Below are 16615 nucleotides of genomic sequence, written 5' to 3'. Positions count from 1 at the left end.
CGCTTCAGTGACAGGTAACAACGATGGCAAAAGAATACAGCCGTACCCAACGTATCGGCGATCAGATGCAGCGCGAACTGGCTGACCTGATCCGTCGCGAGGTCAAGGATCCCCGTGTCGGCCTGGTGACCATCACCGCCGTGGACGTCAGCCGTGACCTGGGCCATGCCAAGGTGTTCATCACCGTCATGGGTGCCGATGGTTCCGATACGGTGGCACAGACCCTCAAGGCGCTCAACAGCGCCGCCAGCTTCCTGCGCCTGCACCTGGGCCGCGCGATGAACCTGCGCAGCGTCCCGCAGTTGCACTTTCACTTCGACGAGAGCATCAGCCGAGGGGCCCACCTGTCGGCGCTGATCGAGCGTGCGGTGGCCGAAGACCGTCAGCACCAGGATGCCGACAAGCCGGACGCCGAGGAGTAAGCGGTGGCCCAGGTCAAACGTATCCGCCGTAACGTCAGCGGCATCATCCTGCTCGACAAGCCCTTGGGCTTCACGTCCAATGCGGCCTTGCAGAAGGTGCGCTGGCTGCTCAATGCCGAGAAGGCCGGCCATACCGGCAGCCTCGATCCGCTGGCCACCGGCGTGCTGCCGCTGTGCTTCGGTGAGGCGACCAAGTTCTCCCAGTACCTGCTCGACTCCGACAAGGGCTACGAGACGGTCATGCAGCTGGGTCAGACCACCAACACCGCCGACGCCGAAGGCGAGGTGCTGCGCACCCGCGAGGTGACCGTCGGTCGCCCCGACATCGAGGCGGCACTGCCGCAGTTTCGGGGTCCGATCAGCCAGGTGCCGCCGATGTACTCGGCGCTCAAGCGCGATGGCCAGCCGTTGTATAAACTGGCACGTGCAGGAGAGGTAGTGGAGCGCGAGGCGCGTTCTGTTACTATTAACCACCTGGAACTGCTCGACGTCGATGGCACGCGTGCCAGACTGTCGGTCGGTTGCAGCAAAGGCACCTACATCCGTACGCTGGTCGAGGATATCGGCGAAGTGCTCGGGTGCGGTGCCTACGTCGCCGAGTTGCGGCGTACGCAGGCCGGTCCCTTCGACCTGGCCCGTACGGTGACGCTCGAGGCGCTCGAACAGGCCCATGCCGAAGGCGGCAACGAAGCGCTCGATCGCTTCCTGCTCCCCGCTGACAGCGGCTTGCTCGACTGGCCGCTGGTGCAGCTGTCGGAACACAGTGCGTTCTACTGGCTGCACGGTCAGGCAGTGAGGGCACCAGAGGCACCGGCCTTCGGCATGGTGCGCGTACAGGATCATGACGGTCGCTTCATCGGGATCGGTGAAGTGAGCGAAGACGGGCGCATCGCGCCACGTCGCTTGATTCGGTCGGAATGACCGAAACCATGGGCAAAGGCTTCGGCCGATGCCCGTGGACCGAGGATGGCTGTCAATAGGCACGGTCACGCCTCTTACATTCATACAGGGCTCCGTCCCTGGCCTATTGGACCCCGCTCGCGGGATCCGTTTATCAGGAGAAGCCACATGGCCCTCAGCGTCGAAGAAAAAGCTCAGATCGTTGCAGACTATCAGCAAGCCGCCGGCGACACCGGTAGCCCGGAAGTTCAGGTTGCCCTGCTGACCTTCAACATCAACAAGCTTCAAGGCCACTTCAAGGCCAACGAGAAAGACCACCACTCGCGTCGTGGCCTGATCCGCATGGTTAACCAGCGTCGTAAGCTGCTGGACTACCTCAAGGGCAAGGACACCACCCGTTACAGCGCCCTGATCGGTCGCCTGGGCCTGCGTCGCTAATAGCGGCTCGGCCACGTGGTGCACATGGCATGTTGCGGTCTCGAGCATCGCTGCCTGGCAGCGGTGCACGAGAACAGGTCATGTTCGTCGAAGAGGTTGGCGGTCTGGTCTGGTCGAGCGATGTTCAGCTCGGCCGGCCAGGCTTCCAACCTTTTGTTTTATCTGGACGGTCGACAGGGCCGATTCCCTGTACTGCCCAAGCATTCGCAAGACACCCGTTTCCCCCAGAGCCATTGAAGAAGGTAGAAACCGTGAACCCGGTCATCAAGACATTCCAGTTCGGTCAGTCGACCGTTACGCTCGAAACGGGCCGCATCGCCCGCCAGGCCTCCGGCGCCGTGCTGGTCACCGTCGACAACGACGTGACCGTGCTGGTCACCGTGGTCGGGGCCAAGCAGGCCGACCCGAGCAAGAGCTTCTTCCCGCTGTCCGTGCACTACCAGGAAAAGACCTACGCCGCCGGCAAGATCCCAGGTGGTTTCTTCAAGCGTGAAGGCCGTCCTTCCGAGAAAGAGACCCTGACCTCGCGCCTGATCGACCGTCCGATCCGTCCGCTGTTCCCCGAAGGGTTCATGAACGAAGTGCAGGTCGTCTGCACCGTGGTTTCCACCAGCAAGAAGACCGATCCGGACATCGCCGCGATGATCGGCACCTCGGCTGCCCTGGCCATCTCCGGCATTCCGTTCGAAGGCCCGATCGGCGCTGCCCGTGTCGCTTTCCATGAAAGCACCGGCTACCTGCTGAACCCGACCTACGAGCAACTGGCTGCCTCCAGCCTCGACATGGTCGTGGCCGGTACCGACTCCGCCGTGCTGATGGTCGAATCCGAAGCCAAGGAACTGACCGAAGACCAGATGCTGGGCGCCGTGCTGTTCGCCCATGACGAGTTCCAGGCCGTCATCAAGGCCGTCAAGGAACTGGCTGCCGAAGCCGCCAAGCCGACCTGGGAGTGGCAGCCTGCCGCTGCCAACACCGCGCTGCTCGACGCCGTGCGTGGCGAGTTCGGCGCGGCCATCTCCGAAGCCTACACCATCACCCTGAAAGCCGATCGCTATGCCCGTCTGGGCGAGCTGCGCGACCAGGTCGTGGCACGCTTCAGCAATGAAGAAACTGGCCCGAGCGCTGGCGCGGTCAAGGAGGTCTTCGGCGAGCTGGAATACCGTACCGTTCGCGAGAACATCGTCAACGGCAAGCCGCGTATCGACGGCCGTGACACCCGCACCGTGCGTCCGCTGAACATCGAAGTCGGTGTGCTGCCCAAGACCCACGGCTCGGCCCTGTTCACCCGTGGCGAAACCCAGGCCCTGGTCGTCGCGACCCTGGGTACTGCCCGTGACGCCCAGTTGCTGGATACCCTGGAAGGCGAGAAGCGCGATGCTTTCATGCTGCACTACAACTTCCCGCCGTTCTCGGTCGGTGAGTGTGGCCGCATGGGCGGCGCCGGCCGTCGTGAGATCGGTCACGGCCGTCTGGCCCGTCGTGGCGTCCAGGCCATGCTGCCGAGCGACAGCGAATTCCCGTACACCATCCGCGTGGTCTCGGAAATCACCGAATCCAACGGCTCCAGCTCCATGGCGTCGGTGTGCGGTGCTTCGCTGGCCCTGATGGACGCCGGTGTCCCGATGAAGGCACCGGTGGCCGGTATCGCCATGGGCCTGGTCAAGGAAGGCGACAAGTTCGCGGTCCTGACCGACATTCTGGGTGACGAAGACCACCTGGGCGACATGGACTTCAAGGTAGCCGGTACCGCCAAGGGCGTCACCGCGCTGCAGATGGACATCAAGATCAACGGCATCACCGAAGAGATCATGGAGATCGCCCTGGGCCAGGCCCTGGAAGCGCGCCTGAACATCCTCGGCCAGATGAACCAGATCATCGCTCAGTCGCGCACCGAGCTGTCGGCCAATGCGCCGACCATGATCGCGATGAAGATCGACACCGACAAGATCCGTGACGTCATCGGCAAGGGCGGCGCGACCATCCGTGCCATCTGCGAAGAGACCAAGGCGTCGATCGACATCGAAGACGACGGCTCGATCAAGATCTTCGGCGAAAGCAAGGAAGCGGCCGAGGCCGCCCGTCAGCGCGTGCTGAGCATCACCGCCGAAGCCGAAATCGGCAAGATCTACGTCGGCAAGGTCGAGCGCATCGTCGACTTCGGTGCCTTCGTCAACATCCTGCCGGGCAAGGACGGCCTGGTGCACATCTCCATGCTCAGCAACGAGCGCGTGGAGAAGGTCACCGACATCCTCAAGGAAGGTCAGGAAGTCGAAGTGCTGGTACTGGACGTGGACAACCGCGGCCGTATCAAACTGTCGATCAAGGACGTCGCCGCGGCCAAGGCCTCGGGCGTCTAAGCACGACACTGCGTCAGGAAAAGGGCCCCTCGTGGGCCCTTTTTCATGTGTGCAGTGCAAAGGCTTGGGGCGAACTTGCATCTTGCCTGCAAAAAAAAGCGGCAGTATGCATTTTGCACGACGCATACAGTGCCAATTATAATTAACTTACTGATTTTAAAGGAATTTATTCATAATTGAACCTGGCACCGCTTGTGCACTCTGATAAGTACTGACGCCGTAAAAGACTGGCTCAGCCCTATCGAAGACCAGGAGTGTTCCGTATGAAGAAGTTCGCCATTGCTGCCGCTACTGCTACCGCTCTGACGCTGACCATGGCTAACGCCGCTTTCGCTCAGCAGTCTGCACAGGCACCTATGACGCTGGCGGCCAACACGACGACCCAAGAAGTCAAGCAAGACACCTCTGACACCTGGATCACCACCAAGGTCAAAGCCGACCTGCTGACCGAGAAAGGCATCCCAGGCAGCGACATCAAGGTCGAAACCAACAAAGGCGTGGTTTCCCTGTCCTCTGACGTGAAAGTCACCGAGTCGCAGAAAGACGTCGCCGTCTCGATCGCCAAGAAGATCAAAGGCGTGCAGGCCGTCTCGGCTGACGGCCTGAAAGCCGAGTAAGCACACAGCGAGTGGCCAGACGGATCTGGCCAACGTTGACCAAAGACCCCCGGCAGCGATGCCGGGGGTTTTTCATTTGCGCCTGTCGTGCAATGGAGAGGCGCTGCTCATTCAGCGTCCAGGTGCAGTGGTGTGACGATACGGCCATCGGCTCGTGCGGTGCCAAGGGCCGTGTCGATGAAGTAGACGCGTTCGTCCGCCAGCTTGCCGTGGCTGACCAGGTAGTCCTTGATACTGCTGGCACGCTGCTGCCCGAGCAGCCTCAACAGGGTAGGGCTTTGCGCCCACGTGTCGAGCAGAGCGCTACGCAGCCGTGCTGTACGTTGCTCGACATCGAGGCGTTCCCACTCGGCGGGCGGCTGCTGCTTGAGCCGTGCGCGGTAGATGCCTTCGAGCAGCGCAGGCTTGTCTTCGTCCTTGACCTGTAGCAGCGAAGCGTCAGCAGGCACCTTCTCGCCGCGACGCTGAAGAACCTTGTACCACGTGGTCTGGTACTCCCGTTCCAGGCGCTGTCGAGCGATCAGCGGGCCGTCGCTGGCCTGCGCACTGGTGCCTTCGATCTCCAGGCGTAGTCTAGGCCGCTTGGCCAGGGCTGCGGCCAGGGTGTCCAGGGAGGCGCGGGCCGAGGCATCCAGCTCGCTCGAGCCGGGTACGAAACTGACCGTGCTCAAGTCTTCCGAGTCGCCCCCGGCCACCAGGCCGCCGAGGAAGCGGAAGGGCGACTGCACCGCGCGCAGGGCCAGGTTGCGCAGGGTCTGCCAGACGATCGGCATGACCTGGAACTGCGGGTTGCGCAGGTCGCCCGAGACCGGCAAGGACAGCGAGATGGTGCCCTTGCTGTCCTTGAGCAGGGCCACCGCCAGACGGATCGGCAGGTCGAGGGCATCGGGACTGTCGACCCGCTCGCCCAACTGCAGTTGCTCGACCACCACCTCGTTCTCGGCCACCAGCCGACCCTGGCTGATCACGTAGTGCAGGTCCAGGTTGAGCCGGCCCTTGCGGATGCGATAACCGGCGAACTTGCCGGCATACGGCGTCAGGGTGGTCAGCTCGACGCGCCTGAAGCCGGCGGCGATGTCCAGGCTGGCCATGGGGTCGAAGGGGTTGAGCTTGCCGTTGATCGCCACCGGCGCATAGCGGTCGACCTTGCCTTCGATGTCGATCCGGGCGGGCTCGGCGCGGCGGTTGTCGATCGTACCGATGGTGCCGTGGAGCTGCTGCACGGCCGTGGCGAAGAACGGGGTGAGGGTGAAGTCGGCGAAGTTCGCCGCACCGTTCTTGATCAGCGTGCGGCCGATGTGAATGCCCAGGGCCGGTTCAGACGGGGCGCTGGCGTGCGCTTGCTGACGCTGGGCCTTTTCGGACGGCGTCTCGATGAGCAGGTCGTCGATGTTGGTGCTGCGGTCTTCGTTGATCATGAACCGTGCATAGGGTTGGTCCAGTGTGGCGGTGTCGACCGTCAACGCCTCGCCATGCACGTACGACAACCCCTCGAGCGTCAGGCGCTGCCATTTCAGCAGGTTGCGGTCCTTGAGCGTGTCGAGGGTGTGCAACTGGTCCACCTGGGCCTTGCCGGTCACCGTGAGCGCCAGGGGCTCCAGCCGTGCAAGGTTCACCTTCACGTCGCTGTCGAGTCTGCCACTGCGCAGTTCGAGGCGGATGTGCGGTGTGATGTAGGGCTGGGCGATGCGCAGGTCGAGGTCGCGGGTGACGACGTCGAGCTGGGCACTGACCGGCGCGAGATTGACCTGGCCCTTTGCCTGAAGCCGGCCTTCCTTGCCCACGCCCGTGTCGAGCGTGAGGGTGAAGGGGGCCTTGTTCCGGCTGTCGAAGCGCTTCACGTCCAGGTCCAGCGGGCCGACGTCCAACAGGACAGGCGCTGCCGGGCGACGGTCCGCGAGGTGCAACTGGTACCCGCGCAGGCGTGCGTCATTGACCCGTATCTGCCAAGGAGTGCTGCTGGTCTGTGGCGACCGCGGTGTCGCCTCGTCGCTGGCGGGGCGAGCAGCGCGAGCGGAGGTGCCCGCAGGCGATGCCAACAGCGCCTGCCAGTCGAGCCGACCATCTGCCTCGAGCGCGATCCAGGTCTCCAGGTTGTCGCTGCGCAACGTGCCGATGTCGACCGTCTGGCGGACCAGGTCGACCGAGGCGTCCTGGGCACGCAGGTTGGCGACACGCAGCAGTTTCGAGCCGTCGCGGGTCTTGAGGGCGAAAGGCGCGATGGTCAGCGAGGCCTTGTCCAGTACCAGCTCGGTGTTTTCAGTCAGGTCCAGGCGGTATCGGGTCTCGAGGCTGAAGCGTCCGTCCTCCAGCACCAGGGGCACGGTATCGCGGACGTACGGCCACCAGAGCTTCATCTGGCCGTCGGTGATCTTCAGCGTGCCCTGGGAGCGAAACGGCAGCAGGCCGAACGTGCCGGTCCAGTCGATCTGCCCGCCGTCAGGCCCTTTTGCCAGCAGGGTCATTTCAGCGTCGTCGCCCTCTAGCGTGCTGAGGTGCTTCAACTCGAGGTTCAGCGAATCGTACAGCAGCACGATCGGCTCGCTCGGGCGAGCGTCGCGGACACGCAGGTAGCCCTCATTGATCCGCACGCGGTCCATGCGCACGGGCAGCGGTCTGGTCTCGGGTTCGTCCATCGCTGTCGAGGAGGTGGGTAACGTGAACAACTGGGCAAGATTGAGCGTGCCGTCCTTGGCGAACGCCACCTGGGTGCGGGGTTTGTCCAGCTCGACCTCGCTCAGGTGCAGGACGCCGCGCCAGGCGCTGTCCAGCCGCACGTGGCCGTACAGCCGTTCGAACCCCAGGGTCGGCTCGCCCGGTGCGCCGATCTTCAGGCCCCAGAGGGTCAGCTCGAGGGTGAAGGGGTTGAATTCCAGGCGTTGCAGCTCGGCCGGAACCGTCGCGTACTGCTGCAACTGCTGGTTGGCGACGCGCAGGGCGACGCCTGGCAGGATGAAGAAACCGATCAGGCCGTACAGGGCCACGAGGGCCAACAGGGCCGCGACGAGGCGGCTCACTCCTTTGATCATGTCAGCGGTCGTCTGTCGCGAGCGGGGGAGGGTTGGAGTCTGGTAGGGCGTTTGGGTTCCAGGCGCCCATCATCCAGCCTGTTTCAAGTGATGCCCATGCGTCGCCGTGCCCGATACAGCGAGCTGTCACGTACGGCCCAGCGTAGTACCGGGGCGATGCCATGCACGCCCGCACGGGTCAGACGACGCTCGATCGGACCCAGCTGCAGGCCCAGCAATTGCTGACCCCATTCCGGTACCAGGTCGATACCGGCCTTGAGCATCAGCTTGCCCACCGGCACTGCCAGGCGGCTCGGCGCCGGTGCGTCGAGCAGCACCTGCACGACTTCAAGGCTATGGGCGTCGCAACGCAGTTCCGGGCGAGCCGCCTCCAGGTAGGCAGCGATCTCGGCACGGGTGCGTGGCACCCCGCGTGCGCCCAGGCGCTCGGCGGTCAGGGCGACTTCGTCGTAGTAGCGGTCCTGATCGGCAGGCGTCATGTGCGGGTCGTGGTAGCGCAGGTGTGCGGCCAGAAAGCTGCTGACCTCGGCGACATGCACCCAGGTCAGCAGGTTCGGGTCGCTGGCGGCATACGGCCGGCCATCGGGTGCGACGCCCACGACATGCCGGTGCACCTTGCGGACCTTTTCGATCAGCCACTCGGTGTCACGGGTCGAGCCGAACGTGGTGCCGGCCACGAATTGCCCGGTCCGTCGCAACCGTCCGATCAGGTCCTTGCGGAAATTGGAATGGTCCCAGACCCCGGCCAGGGCCAGGGGGTGCAGCAACTGCAGCAGCAACGCGCTGATGCCGCCGATCAGCATGCTGGTGAAGTCGCCGTGCACGCGCCAACACACGCTCTGTGGGCCGAACAGGCCTGGGTCGCCCTTGGGGTTTTCCAGGTCGAGCTGGCCAAGGGCCAGGCCGGTCATGCTGAGCACTTGGGTTTCGATACGTTGGCGAATGGCTTCCATGGCGACCTGCGATCAGGCCTTTCGAAGCGATCGGCCGTGAGTGGGGGAACGGCGGGTTCGGGCGGCTCACGGGCCGGCCATGCCTTGAGGCAGGCCCGCCCGTGAGCGACGACGGGGCAGGACGATCAGCCGCGGTGGCGTCCGCGGAAGTAGTTGATCAGGCCTTGGGTCGAGCCGTCATCGGCGGCCTGCGCCTCGCTGCCGACCAGGCGCTGGTAGACACCCTTGCCCAACTCCTTGCCCAGCTCCACGCCCCACTGGTCGAAGGCATTGATGCCCCAGATGACGCTCTGCACGAACACCTTGTGCTCGTACATGGCCACCAAGGCGCCCAGCCGCCGTGGGCTGATGCGTTCGACCACCAAGGTGTTGCTCGGCCGGTTGCCGGGGATGACCTTGTGCGGCGCGACACGCTGCACTTCGGCTTCGGGCAGGCCTTTTTCGCGCAGTTCGGCCTCGGCCTCTTCACGGGTCTTGCCGAGCATCAGGGCCTGGCTCTGGGACAGGCAGTTGGCGTACAGCCACTGGTGGTGGTCGGCGACCGGGTTGAAGCTCACCACCGGGACGATGAAGTCGGCCGGGATCAGCTGGGTGCCCTGGTGCAGCAGCTGGTGATAGGCATGTTGACCGTTGCAGCCTACGCCACCCCAGATCACCGGGCCGGTGTCGATCTTCACCGGACTGCCGTCCTGCAGCACGCTCTTGCCGTTGGACTCCATGTCCAGCTGTTGCAGGTGCTTGGTGATGTTGCGCAGGTAGTGGTCGTACGGCAGGATCGCGTGGCTCTGCGCACCCCAGAAATTGCCGTACCAGACGCCCAGCAGCCCCAGCAGGACCGGCATGTTCTGCTCGAACGGCGCGTTCTGGAAGTGCTGGTCCATGGTGTAGGCGCCCGACAGCAGCTCCTTGAAGTTGGCGGTGCCGATGGACAGGGCGATCGGCAGGCCGATGGCCGACCACAACGAGTAGCGGCCGCCTACCCAGTCCCACATCGGGAAGATGTTCTCTTCACGGATGCCGAATGCCACGGCCGCGGTCTTGTTGCTCGACACCGCGATGAAGTGACGGTACAGCTCGGCTTCCGAACCGCCCTGCGCCAGGTACCAGGCACGGGCCGCGGTGGCGTTCTTCAGGGTTTCGAGGGTGTTGAAGGACTTCGACGAGACGATGAACAGCGTGGTCTCGGCGCGCAGGCGGGCCGAGAGTTCGTGGAACTCGCTGCCATCGATGTTGGCCAGGTAATGGCAACGTACGCCGCGCTGGGCGTAGGGGGTCAGCGCCTCGGACACCAGCTCGGGGCCCAGGAAGGAGCCGCCGATCCCGATGTTCACCACGTCGGTGATGGGCTTTTCGCTGTAGCCGCGCCACAGGCCGTCATGGATGCGCCCGACCAGCTCGGTGATCTGGTTGAGCACCTTGTGCACGTCCGGCATCACGTCGGTGCCGTTGACCGCCAGCGTGTCACCGATCGGGCGACGCAGCGCGGTGTGCAGCACCGGACGGCCTTCGGAGGCGTTGATGATCTCGCCGGAGAACATCGAGCCGATAGCCTCTTTGAGCCCGACGTCCTGGGCCAGCTTCACCAGCAGGTCGCGGGTCTCTTCGTTGATCAGGTTCTTCGAGTAGTCGAGAAACAAACCACAGCTGCTGAGGGAAAAATGCTCGAAACGCTGGGCGTCCTGGGCGAATGCCTCGCGCATGCTGAATCCTTGCATGGCGTCGCGGTGCCGCTGGAGCGCATGCCAGGCGGGCAGCGCCGTCACATCATGTGGAGTACGGTAATACGCCATTGCGAATGGTTCCCTAGGTGCGTTGACTTGCCTTGGACACTGGCCGACGCGGCCAGTTGCAGGCACGCAAGCATTATAGGCACACGTCAGGAGCGGATGGACAGACGCACAGGACGTCGAGCTGCGAAGGGGAGCGTGATCGAGGACAGCGCTGCGAAGCTGGCTCGGCTTCACAGCGGTCTGCAAGTGACCGCCGTGACGGGAGGACGGTCAGCCGGTTCAGGCGTCGGGCGACGAACGCTGGAGCGTGACGTGCACGTTGTCGATCAAGCGCGTAGTGCCCAGGTAGGCCGCGGCGATGATGACCACCTCGTCGTCCTCGGCCTTGGCCGGTTGCAAGGTGATCGCGTGGCGGATCTCCAGATAATCCGGGCGCAGTCCGGCCGCCAGCAGCCTGGCCTGACCGGCGGCCACCTGCTCGGCGACGTCGCGCGTGCCCTGGCGCAGCGCCTCGGCGATGCCGCTCAGGACCTGGTACAGCACGGGTGCGACGGCACGCTGGGTCTCGTCGAGGTAACCGTTGCGCGACGACAGGGCCAGGCCGTCGGCCGCGCGCACGGTCGGCTCGCCGATGATCTGCACGGGCAGGTTCAGGTCGCGCACCATGGCGCGGATCACGGCCAGTTGCTGGAAGTCCTTTTCGCCGAACACGGCCAGGTCCGGCTGCACCATGTTGAACAGCTTGCTGACCACCGTCGCCACGCCCTCGAAATGCCCGGGCCGGCTGGCGCCGCACAGGCCTTCGGACAGGTAGGGCACGCTGACCCGGGTCTGCACGGCCATGCCATCGGGGTACATGTCCTCGACCCCGGGGGCGAACAGCAGGTTGCAGCCGGCGTCGAACAGTTTCTCCTGGTCGGCGGCCAGGGTGCGTGGGTAATTGCCCAGGTCCTCGTTGGCGCCGAACTGCAACGGGTTGACGAAGATGCTGGCGACCACGAAGTCGGCGCGCTGCGCGGCCTTGGTCACCAGGGCCACATGGCCGCTGTGCAGGTTGCCCATGGTCGGCACGAAGCCGATCCGCTTGCCTTCCCCACGCGCGCGCGCCACGGCGGCACGCAGTTCTCGGACGGTCTTGACGGTATTCATGCGCTGAATCCATGTTCGCTGGCAGGGAAGGTCACGTGCTTGACGGCCTCGACGTAGGCGGCCAGGGCACTCGGGATGTCCGGCTGGCCGGCCATGAAGTTCTTCACGAACCGGGGTGTGCGACCGCTCAGCGACAGACCGAGCATGTCGTGCAGGACCAGCACCTGGCCGTCGGTGGCACTGCCGGCACCGATGCCGATCACCGGCACACCGGCGGCCTGGCTGATCTGGGCGGCCAGCTCGGCGGGCACGCATTCGAGCAGCAGCATGGCCGCACCGGCGCGCTCCAGGGCCAGGGCGTCTTCGCGCAACTGCTGGGCCTGGCTTTCCTGGCGGCCTTGCACTTTATAGCCACCCATCACGTTCACCGTCTGCGGGGTCAGGCCCAGGTGCGCGCACACGGGCACGCCGCGCTCGCTCAGGCGGGTGATGGTGTCGGCCAGCCAGGCCGCGCCTTCGATCTTGATCATGTGCGCGCCTGCCTGCATCAGCGTGGCGCTGTTGGCGAAGGCCTGCTCCGGCGTGGCGTGGCCCATGAAGGGCAGGTCGGCCAGGATCAGCGAGTGGGGCGCGGCGCGTTTGACGCAGGCGGTGTGGTAGGCCATGTCGGTGACACTGACCGGCAAGGTGCTGTCATGCCCTTGCAGCACCATGCCCAGCGAATCACCGATCAGCAGAACCTCCACACCTGCATCGCTGGCGGCCTTGGCGAAGGTCGCGTCGTAGCAGGTGAGCATGGTGATCTTTTCCCCCTTGGCCTTCAGGCCGTGCAGGGTGGTCAGGGTGACGTCAGGCATGTGGCATTCCTCATTGGCGTCGCAGGCAGGCCGGTTCGCTCCGGCTGCCGTGGCGTCGGCACATCATCGTACGTGATGTTCATGGTCTACGGCCGTGACGGCAGGGGCCACGGGCCGCCTATAGTCGTGAGCGAGGCTGGGGAAGTCAATGATCCTGTTACCGCGGCGTTACCCTGTGCGCTGCGGTGTTACCGATGCGTGGGGCGCGAAGGTTACAGGCGTTCCAGCCCGATGAGCGGACAAGCCTGCAGCAGGTCCGCCAGGCGGCGGCCATCGGCCAGCTGGAAGTCGGCCGGGACCAGTTCGGCCAGGGGATAGAGCACGAATGCGCGTGCCTGCAGGTGGTAGTGCGGCACTTTCAGGCGGGGCTCGTCGATGAGGGCCTCGCCGAACAGGATGATGTCCAGGTCCAGGGTCCGCGGGCCCCAGCGCTCGTGTCGCTCACGGCCCTGTGCCTGCTCGATGGCTTGCAGCGCATCGAGCAGCGCCAGCGGCGCCAGTGTGGTGTCCAGTGCCGCGACGGCGTTGGTGTAGCGCGGTTGGCCGGGCAGCAGCGAGTCACTGGTGTAGAACGACGACACGCCTGCCAGGCGCGACCCTGGAAGCGTCTCCAGCGCCTGTACGGCGTTGTGCAGTTGGGCCGTCGGCGCGGACAGGTTGCTGCCCAGGCCGATGTAGGCGCGCACGCGCCTGTCAGTCCCAGCTGTCATCGCCGCCCTGCTTGCGCTTGCTGTTGCTGCGCTTGCGTTTGCGCGGTGCGGTGCCTTCGTCGCGGCTGCCCAGGTCGCGGATCATGCCGCGACGCTCGCTGTCGTTGGCATCCTGATAGTCGGTCCACCACTGGCCCAGCTCGTCGGTCTGCTCGCCGGCGCTTTCGCGCAGCAGCAGGAAGTCGTACCCGGCGCGGAAGCGTGGATTGTCCAGCAGCAGGTCGGCGCGCTTGCCGCTGCGCCGGGGCAGGCGTTCCTGCATGTCCCAGATTTCGCGGATCGGCAAGGTGAACCGCTTGGGGATGGCGATGCGTTGGCACTGGTCGGCGATCAGGTCGTTGGCCGCGGCATTCATGGCCGGAATCGGCGGAACACCCTGGCTCTGCAGGTACAGCACACGCCCCGGCAAGGCCGGCCACAGCAGCGCGGCAAACAGGAACGCTGGGGTGACCGGCTTGCCCTGGCTGACGCGCAGGTCGGTGTTGGTCAACGCCTGGCTGATCAAGGTGTGGGTGTAGGTCGGACGTTCGTCCAGCGCATGGGCGCTGTCCGGGAACAGCGCCTGGAACAGCTCCAGGTCGACCAGCATCTCGAACGCCAGCGCGCCATGGCCGGACAGGAACAGCTTGAGCACTTCCTCGAACAGTCGGGCAGGCGGGATTTCCCGCAGCAGCGACGACAGCTCGCGAATGGGCTGGAAGGTGTGCTTCTCGATCCCGAAGTCGAGCTTGGCGGCGAAACGCACGGCCCGCAGCATGCGCACCGGGTCTTCCTGGTAGCGCTGGGTCGGATCGCCGATCAGGCGGATCAGGCGGTTGCGGATGTCGTGTACGCCGTTGGCGTAGTCGAGAATGCGCTCGGTGACCGGGTCGTAGTACAGCGCATTGATGGTGAAGTCGCGCCGCTGCGCATCGTCTTCGAGCGTGCCGTAGACGTTGTCGCGCAGGATGCGACCACTGGCGTTGTGCGACGAACGGTGCGTGTCGGACTGGTCGTCGTCCGAGTGATGGGCACGGAAGGTAGCGACTTCGATGATGTCGCGGCCGAACTGCACGTGCACGAGCTTGAAGCGACGGCCGATGATCCGCGCATTGCGGAACTCGGCGCGTACCTGCTCAGGCGTGGCGCTGGTGGCGACGTCGAAGTCCTTGGGCTGGATGCCCAGGAGCAGATCCCGCACGCAGCCGCCGACCAGGTAGGCCTGATAGCCTGCGGCTTGCAGGCGTTCGACGATGCCGACGGCGTGGCGGCTGAACTGGCCGCGCTGCAGCGAGTGTTGGCTACTGTTGATCACCTCGGGCGTGGTGCGCCGATGGTGCTGGCCCCCGACGGGAGGGCGGAATGACTGGAACAGCTTCTTCAGCATGGGAGGCACTGTTTGAAGGAATGTTCGGCCAAGAATGAGTGAATGGCCGCATGATGGGCGGGGATTCTAGCATTTACTCGAGGAATGGTGTAGGCGGGACGAGCAGGGTGCTGGAGGCCGGAAACGACAAGGGGAGCCGAAGCTCCCCAGGAAAGTCGTTGCGTGCTCTTGTTGTTTTTCTAGCGGGCTTCTTGTTTTTGTTGAGTGCCCTACCCACGGATACCTCCTGTGGGTCACTCCCAAGCCGGGAGTGAAGAGCAAACGGATTGCTTTGGACGCCGAGTCATGCTGATCAACCGATCCAATCTGTTCAGGCGCTGCTTTTCAGTGCAGTTTTTGTTGTTCTCTGCCAGATCGTGGGGCAAGCCCCAAACACCATTCCTCTCCAAAAGAATCAGTTAGCTGCGCCTCCGCCGTCTTGTTCTTATTGTGCGTGAGCCGATTCGTCTTGTTCTTATTCTGTTTTGCCATGCTTGTTATTGTTTTTGTACTAAGCCTATAGCAGGTGCCGTGCCAACTTTGCGAAACCCCGTAAAACCGGGGGGTTCCGGGCAAGCGTGTCTGCGACGGGCTGTCGCAGGGGAAAGATTTCGTTACCGTACGCCTCGGACTGTTACGCCAGAGGCCGGTGAGGTAACAGTTTTGCCGGAGGCAGGAGCCGGATCGCTCCCTGAAAGCACGAAGGCGGCCAGTGCCGCCTTCCTGAATGTCAGCCTTCGCTGGCCACGTTGCTCTTGCGCCGTGGAATGCCCAGGCGCTGACGGCGCTCCCACAGGCACTTGCGGCTCACGCCCAGCTTGCGGGCCAGCTCGGTCTCGGTCATGTGGTCCTGGTGCTCGAGCACGAAGTGGTGGAAGTAGTCTTCCAGCGACAAGTCTTCGGTGGGCTCATGGTTGCTCGGGCCGGTACCGTTGACGTTCGAGTCCTCGAACAGGCCGTCGTCCTCGAGATCGCCCAGCTCGATGTCGATGCCCAGCAGGTCGGCCGAGATCTCTGCGCTCTCGCTCAGAATGACGGCACGCTCCACGGCGTTTTCCAGCTCACGTACGTTACCTGGCCAGCCGTAGTGACGAATGGCTTGCTCGGCTTCGTGAGAGAAGCGCAGGTCATCGCGCCCCAATCGTGTAGCGTGCCGGGCCAGGAACGCCTTGGCAATTTCGTTCACATCGCTGCCGCGCTCACGCAGGGCCGGCAGTTTCAGGGCGATCACGTGCAGGCGGTAGTACAGGTCTTCACGGAACTGGCCGATCTTGGCCAGGCTCTTCAGGTCCCGGTGGGTCGCGGCGATCAGGCGCACGTCGACTTTTTGCGATTGCACCGAACCGACCCGGCGGATCTCGCCTTCCTGCAGCACCCGCAGCAGACGGGCCTGCGCCTCCAGCGGCAGTTCGCCGATCTCGTCGAGAAACAAGGTCCCGCCATCCGCCGCTTCCACCAGCCCTGCACGCCCGGCACTGGCACCGGTGAACGCGCCTTTCTCGTGACCGAACAGTTCCGATTCGATGAGGGTTTCCGGGATGGCCGCACAGTTGACCGAGATCATGGGCGCCTTGGCGCGTCGCGACAGGTTGTGCAGCGCACGGGCCACCAGCTCCTTGCCGGTCCCCGATTCGCCTTGCACCAGGACGTTGGAGTCGGTGGGCGCGACCTTGCGGATCTTGACGAACAGATCCTGCATCGGTGCACAGGCACCGATGATGCCGATGTCGCCATTGCCATTCGCCGCAGGCGCGGCCTTGTCGCCAACGACCGGTTTGCTCGCAGGCCGCGTTTCGCCAGTGGGGGCCGGCGTGCGTTGGTGATCGCGCAGGATGCGGGATACCGCCTGTAGCATCTCGTCGTGGTCGAACGGCTTGGCGATGTAGTCCACCGCGCCCATCTTCATCGAGTCCACCGCCGAGCGCAGGCTGGCGTAGCTGGTCATGATCAGCACCGGCGTACCTTCGCCCAGCTTGATCAGCTCGGTTCCCGGTGCGCCGGGCAGGCGCAGGTCGCTGACGATCATGTCGAAGCCGGGGATGCTGAAGCGCTCCTGGGCCTCTTGCACCGAACCGGCTTCGCTGACCTGGTACTGGTTGCGCTCCAGCAGGCGGCGCAGGGCCGAGCGGATGATGGTTTCGTCTTCGACGATCAGAATGTGCGGCATT

Annotated in this window: 13 protein-coding genes; 5 read left to right on the top strand and 8 right to left on the bottom strand. The window is 64.5% G+C overall.

Annotated features, from left to right (window positions below):
• Window positions 1-23: 23 nt before the first annotated feature.
• The 5 genes from rbfA to G7007_RS13330 all read left to right on the top strand — a co-directional run bounded on the left by rbfA (window position 24) and on the right by G7007_RS13330 (window position 4734).
• Window positions 24-422 carry a 30S ribosome-binding factor RbfA gene (rbfA, locus tag G7007_RS13350; protein ID WP_181102415.1) on the top strand — a complete coding sequence of 133 codons (399 nt, stop codon included), beginning with the start codon at window positions 24-26 and terminating at the stop codon, window positions 420-422.
• A gap of 3 nt (window positions 423-425) precedes the next feature.
• Window positions 426-1343 carry a tRNA pseudouridine(55) synthase TruB gene (truB, locus tag G7007_RS13345; protein ID WP_181102413.1) on the top strand — a complete coding sequence of 306 codons (918 nt, stop codon included), beginning with the start codon at window positions 426-428 and terminating at the stop codon, window positions 1341-1343.
• Window positions 1344-1490: 147 nt separating this feature from the next.
• Window positions 1491-1760: a 30S ribosomal protein S15 gene (gene rpsO / locus G7007_RS13340; protein ID WP_023629335.1), complete on the top strand. Its 270-nt coding sequence runs from the start codon at window positions 1491-1493 to the stop codon at window positions 1758-1760.
• Window positions 1761-2011: 251 nt separating this feature from the next.
• On the top strand, window positions 2012-4117 hold the full coding sequence (pnp, locus tag G7007_RS13335) for a polyribonucleotide nucleotidyltransferase (RefSeq protein ID WP_181102411.1): 2106 nt from the start codon (window positions 2012-2014) through the stop codon (window positions 4115-4117).
• Window positions 4118-4380: 263 nt separating this feature from the next.
• Window positions 4381-4734 (top strand): BON domain-containing protein, encoded by a 354-nt coding sequence (locus G7007_RS13330; RefSeq protein ID WP_181102409.1) that lies wholly within the window; start codon window positions 4381-4383, stop codon window positions 4732-4734.
• A gap of 107 nt (window positions 4735-4841) precedes the next feature.
• Here the strand turns inward: G7007_RS13330 and G7007_RS13325 are convergent, their stop codons facing one another.
• The 8 genes from G7007_RS13325 to G7007_RS13290 all read right to left on the bottom strand — a co-directional run bounded on the left by G7007_RS13325 (window position 4842) and on the right by G7007_RS13290 (window position 16614).
• A complete protein-coding gene (locus tag G7007_RS13325) occupies window positions 4842-7763 on the bottom strand; it encodes a DUF748 domain-containing protein (protein ID WP_181102408.1) in 2922 nt (973 codons plus the stop codon).
• 83 nt (window positions 7764-7846) lie between these two features.
• Complete coding sequence (locus G7007_RS13320) at window positions 7847-8716, bottom strand: oxygenase MpaB family protein (RefSeq protein ID WP_181102407.1); 870 nt, start codon at window positions 8714-8716, stop codon at window positions 7847-7849.
• A 125-nt stretch (window positions 8717-8841) separates the two neighbouring features.
• Complete coding sequence (pgi, locus tag G7007_RS13315; RefSeq protein WP_181102406.1) at window positions 8842-10506, bottom strand: glucose-6-phosphate isomerase; 1665 nt, start codon at window positions 10504-10506, stop codon at window positions 8842-8844.
• A gap of 219 nt (window positions 10507-10725) precedes the next feature.
• Complete coding sequence (panC, locus tag G7007_RS13310) at window positions 10726-11595, bottom strand: pantoate--beta-alanine ligase (protein WP_181102405.1); 870 nt, start codon at window positions 11593-11595, stop codon at window positions 10726-10728.
• A complete protein-coding gene (gene panB / locus G7007_RS13305; RefSeq protein WP_181102404.1) occupies window positions 11592-12392 on the bottom strand; it encodes a 3-methyl-2-oxobutanoate hydroxymethyltransferase in 801 nt (266 codons plus the stop codon). The genes panC and panB overlap by 4 nt, the downstream gene beginning before the upstream one ends.
• A gap of 212 nt (window positions 12393-12604) precedes the next feature.
• Window positions 12605-13102 carry a 2-amino-4-hydroxy-6-hydroxymethyldihydropteridine diphosphokinase gene (gene folK, locus G7007_RS13300; protein ID WP_181102403.1) on the bottom strand — a complete coding sequence of 166 codons (498 nt, stop codon included), beginning with the start codon at window positions 13100-13102 and terminating at the stop codon, window positions 12605-12607.
• Entirely contained in the window at window positions 13086-14468 is a 1383-nt protein-coding gene (locus tag G7007_RS13295) for a polynucleotide adenylyltransferase PcnB (protein WP_181102402.1), read from the bottom strand. Before G7007_RS13295 ends, folK begins: the two co-directional genes overlap by 17 nt.
• Before the next feature lie 709 nt (window positions 14469-15177).
• Window positions 15178-16614 carry a sigma-54-dependent transcriptional regulator gene (locus tag G7007_RS13290; RefSeq protein ID WP_181102401.1) on the bottom strand — a complete coding sequence of 479 codons (1437 nt, stop codon included), beginning with the start codon at window positions 16612-16614 and terminating at the stop codon, window positions 15178-15180.
• Window position 16615 lies beyond the last annotated feature (1 nt).

Source organism: Pseudomonas entomophila, assembly GCF_013523125.1.
In the GTDB taxonomy this organism is placed as follows: domain Bacteria; phylum Pseudomonadota; class Gammaproteobacteria; order Pseudomonadales; family Pseudomonadaceae; genus Aquipseudomonas; species Aquipseudomonas entomophila_B.
The sequence above is the reverse complement of the archived record's forward strand: the minus strand, read 5'-3'. Positions and strand labels throughout refer to the sequence as shown.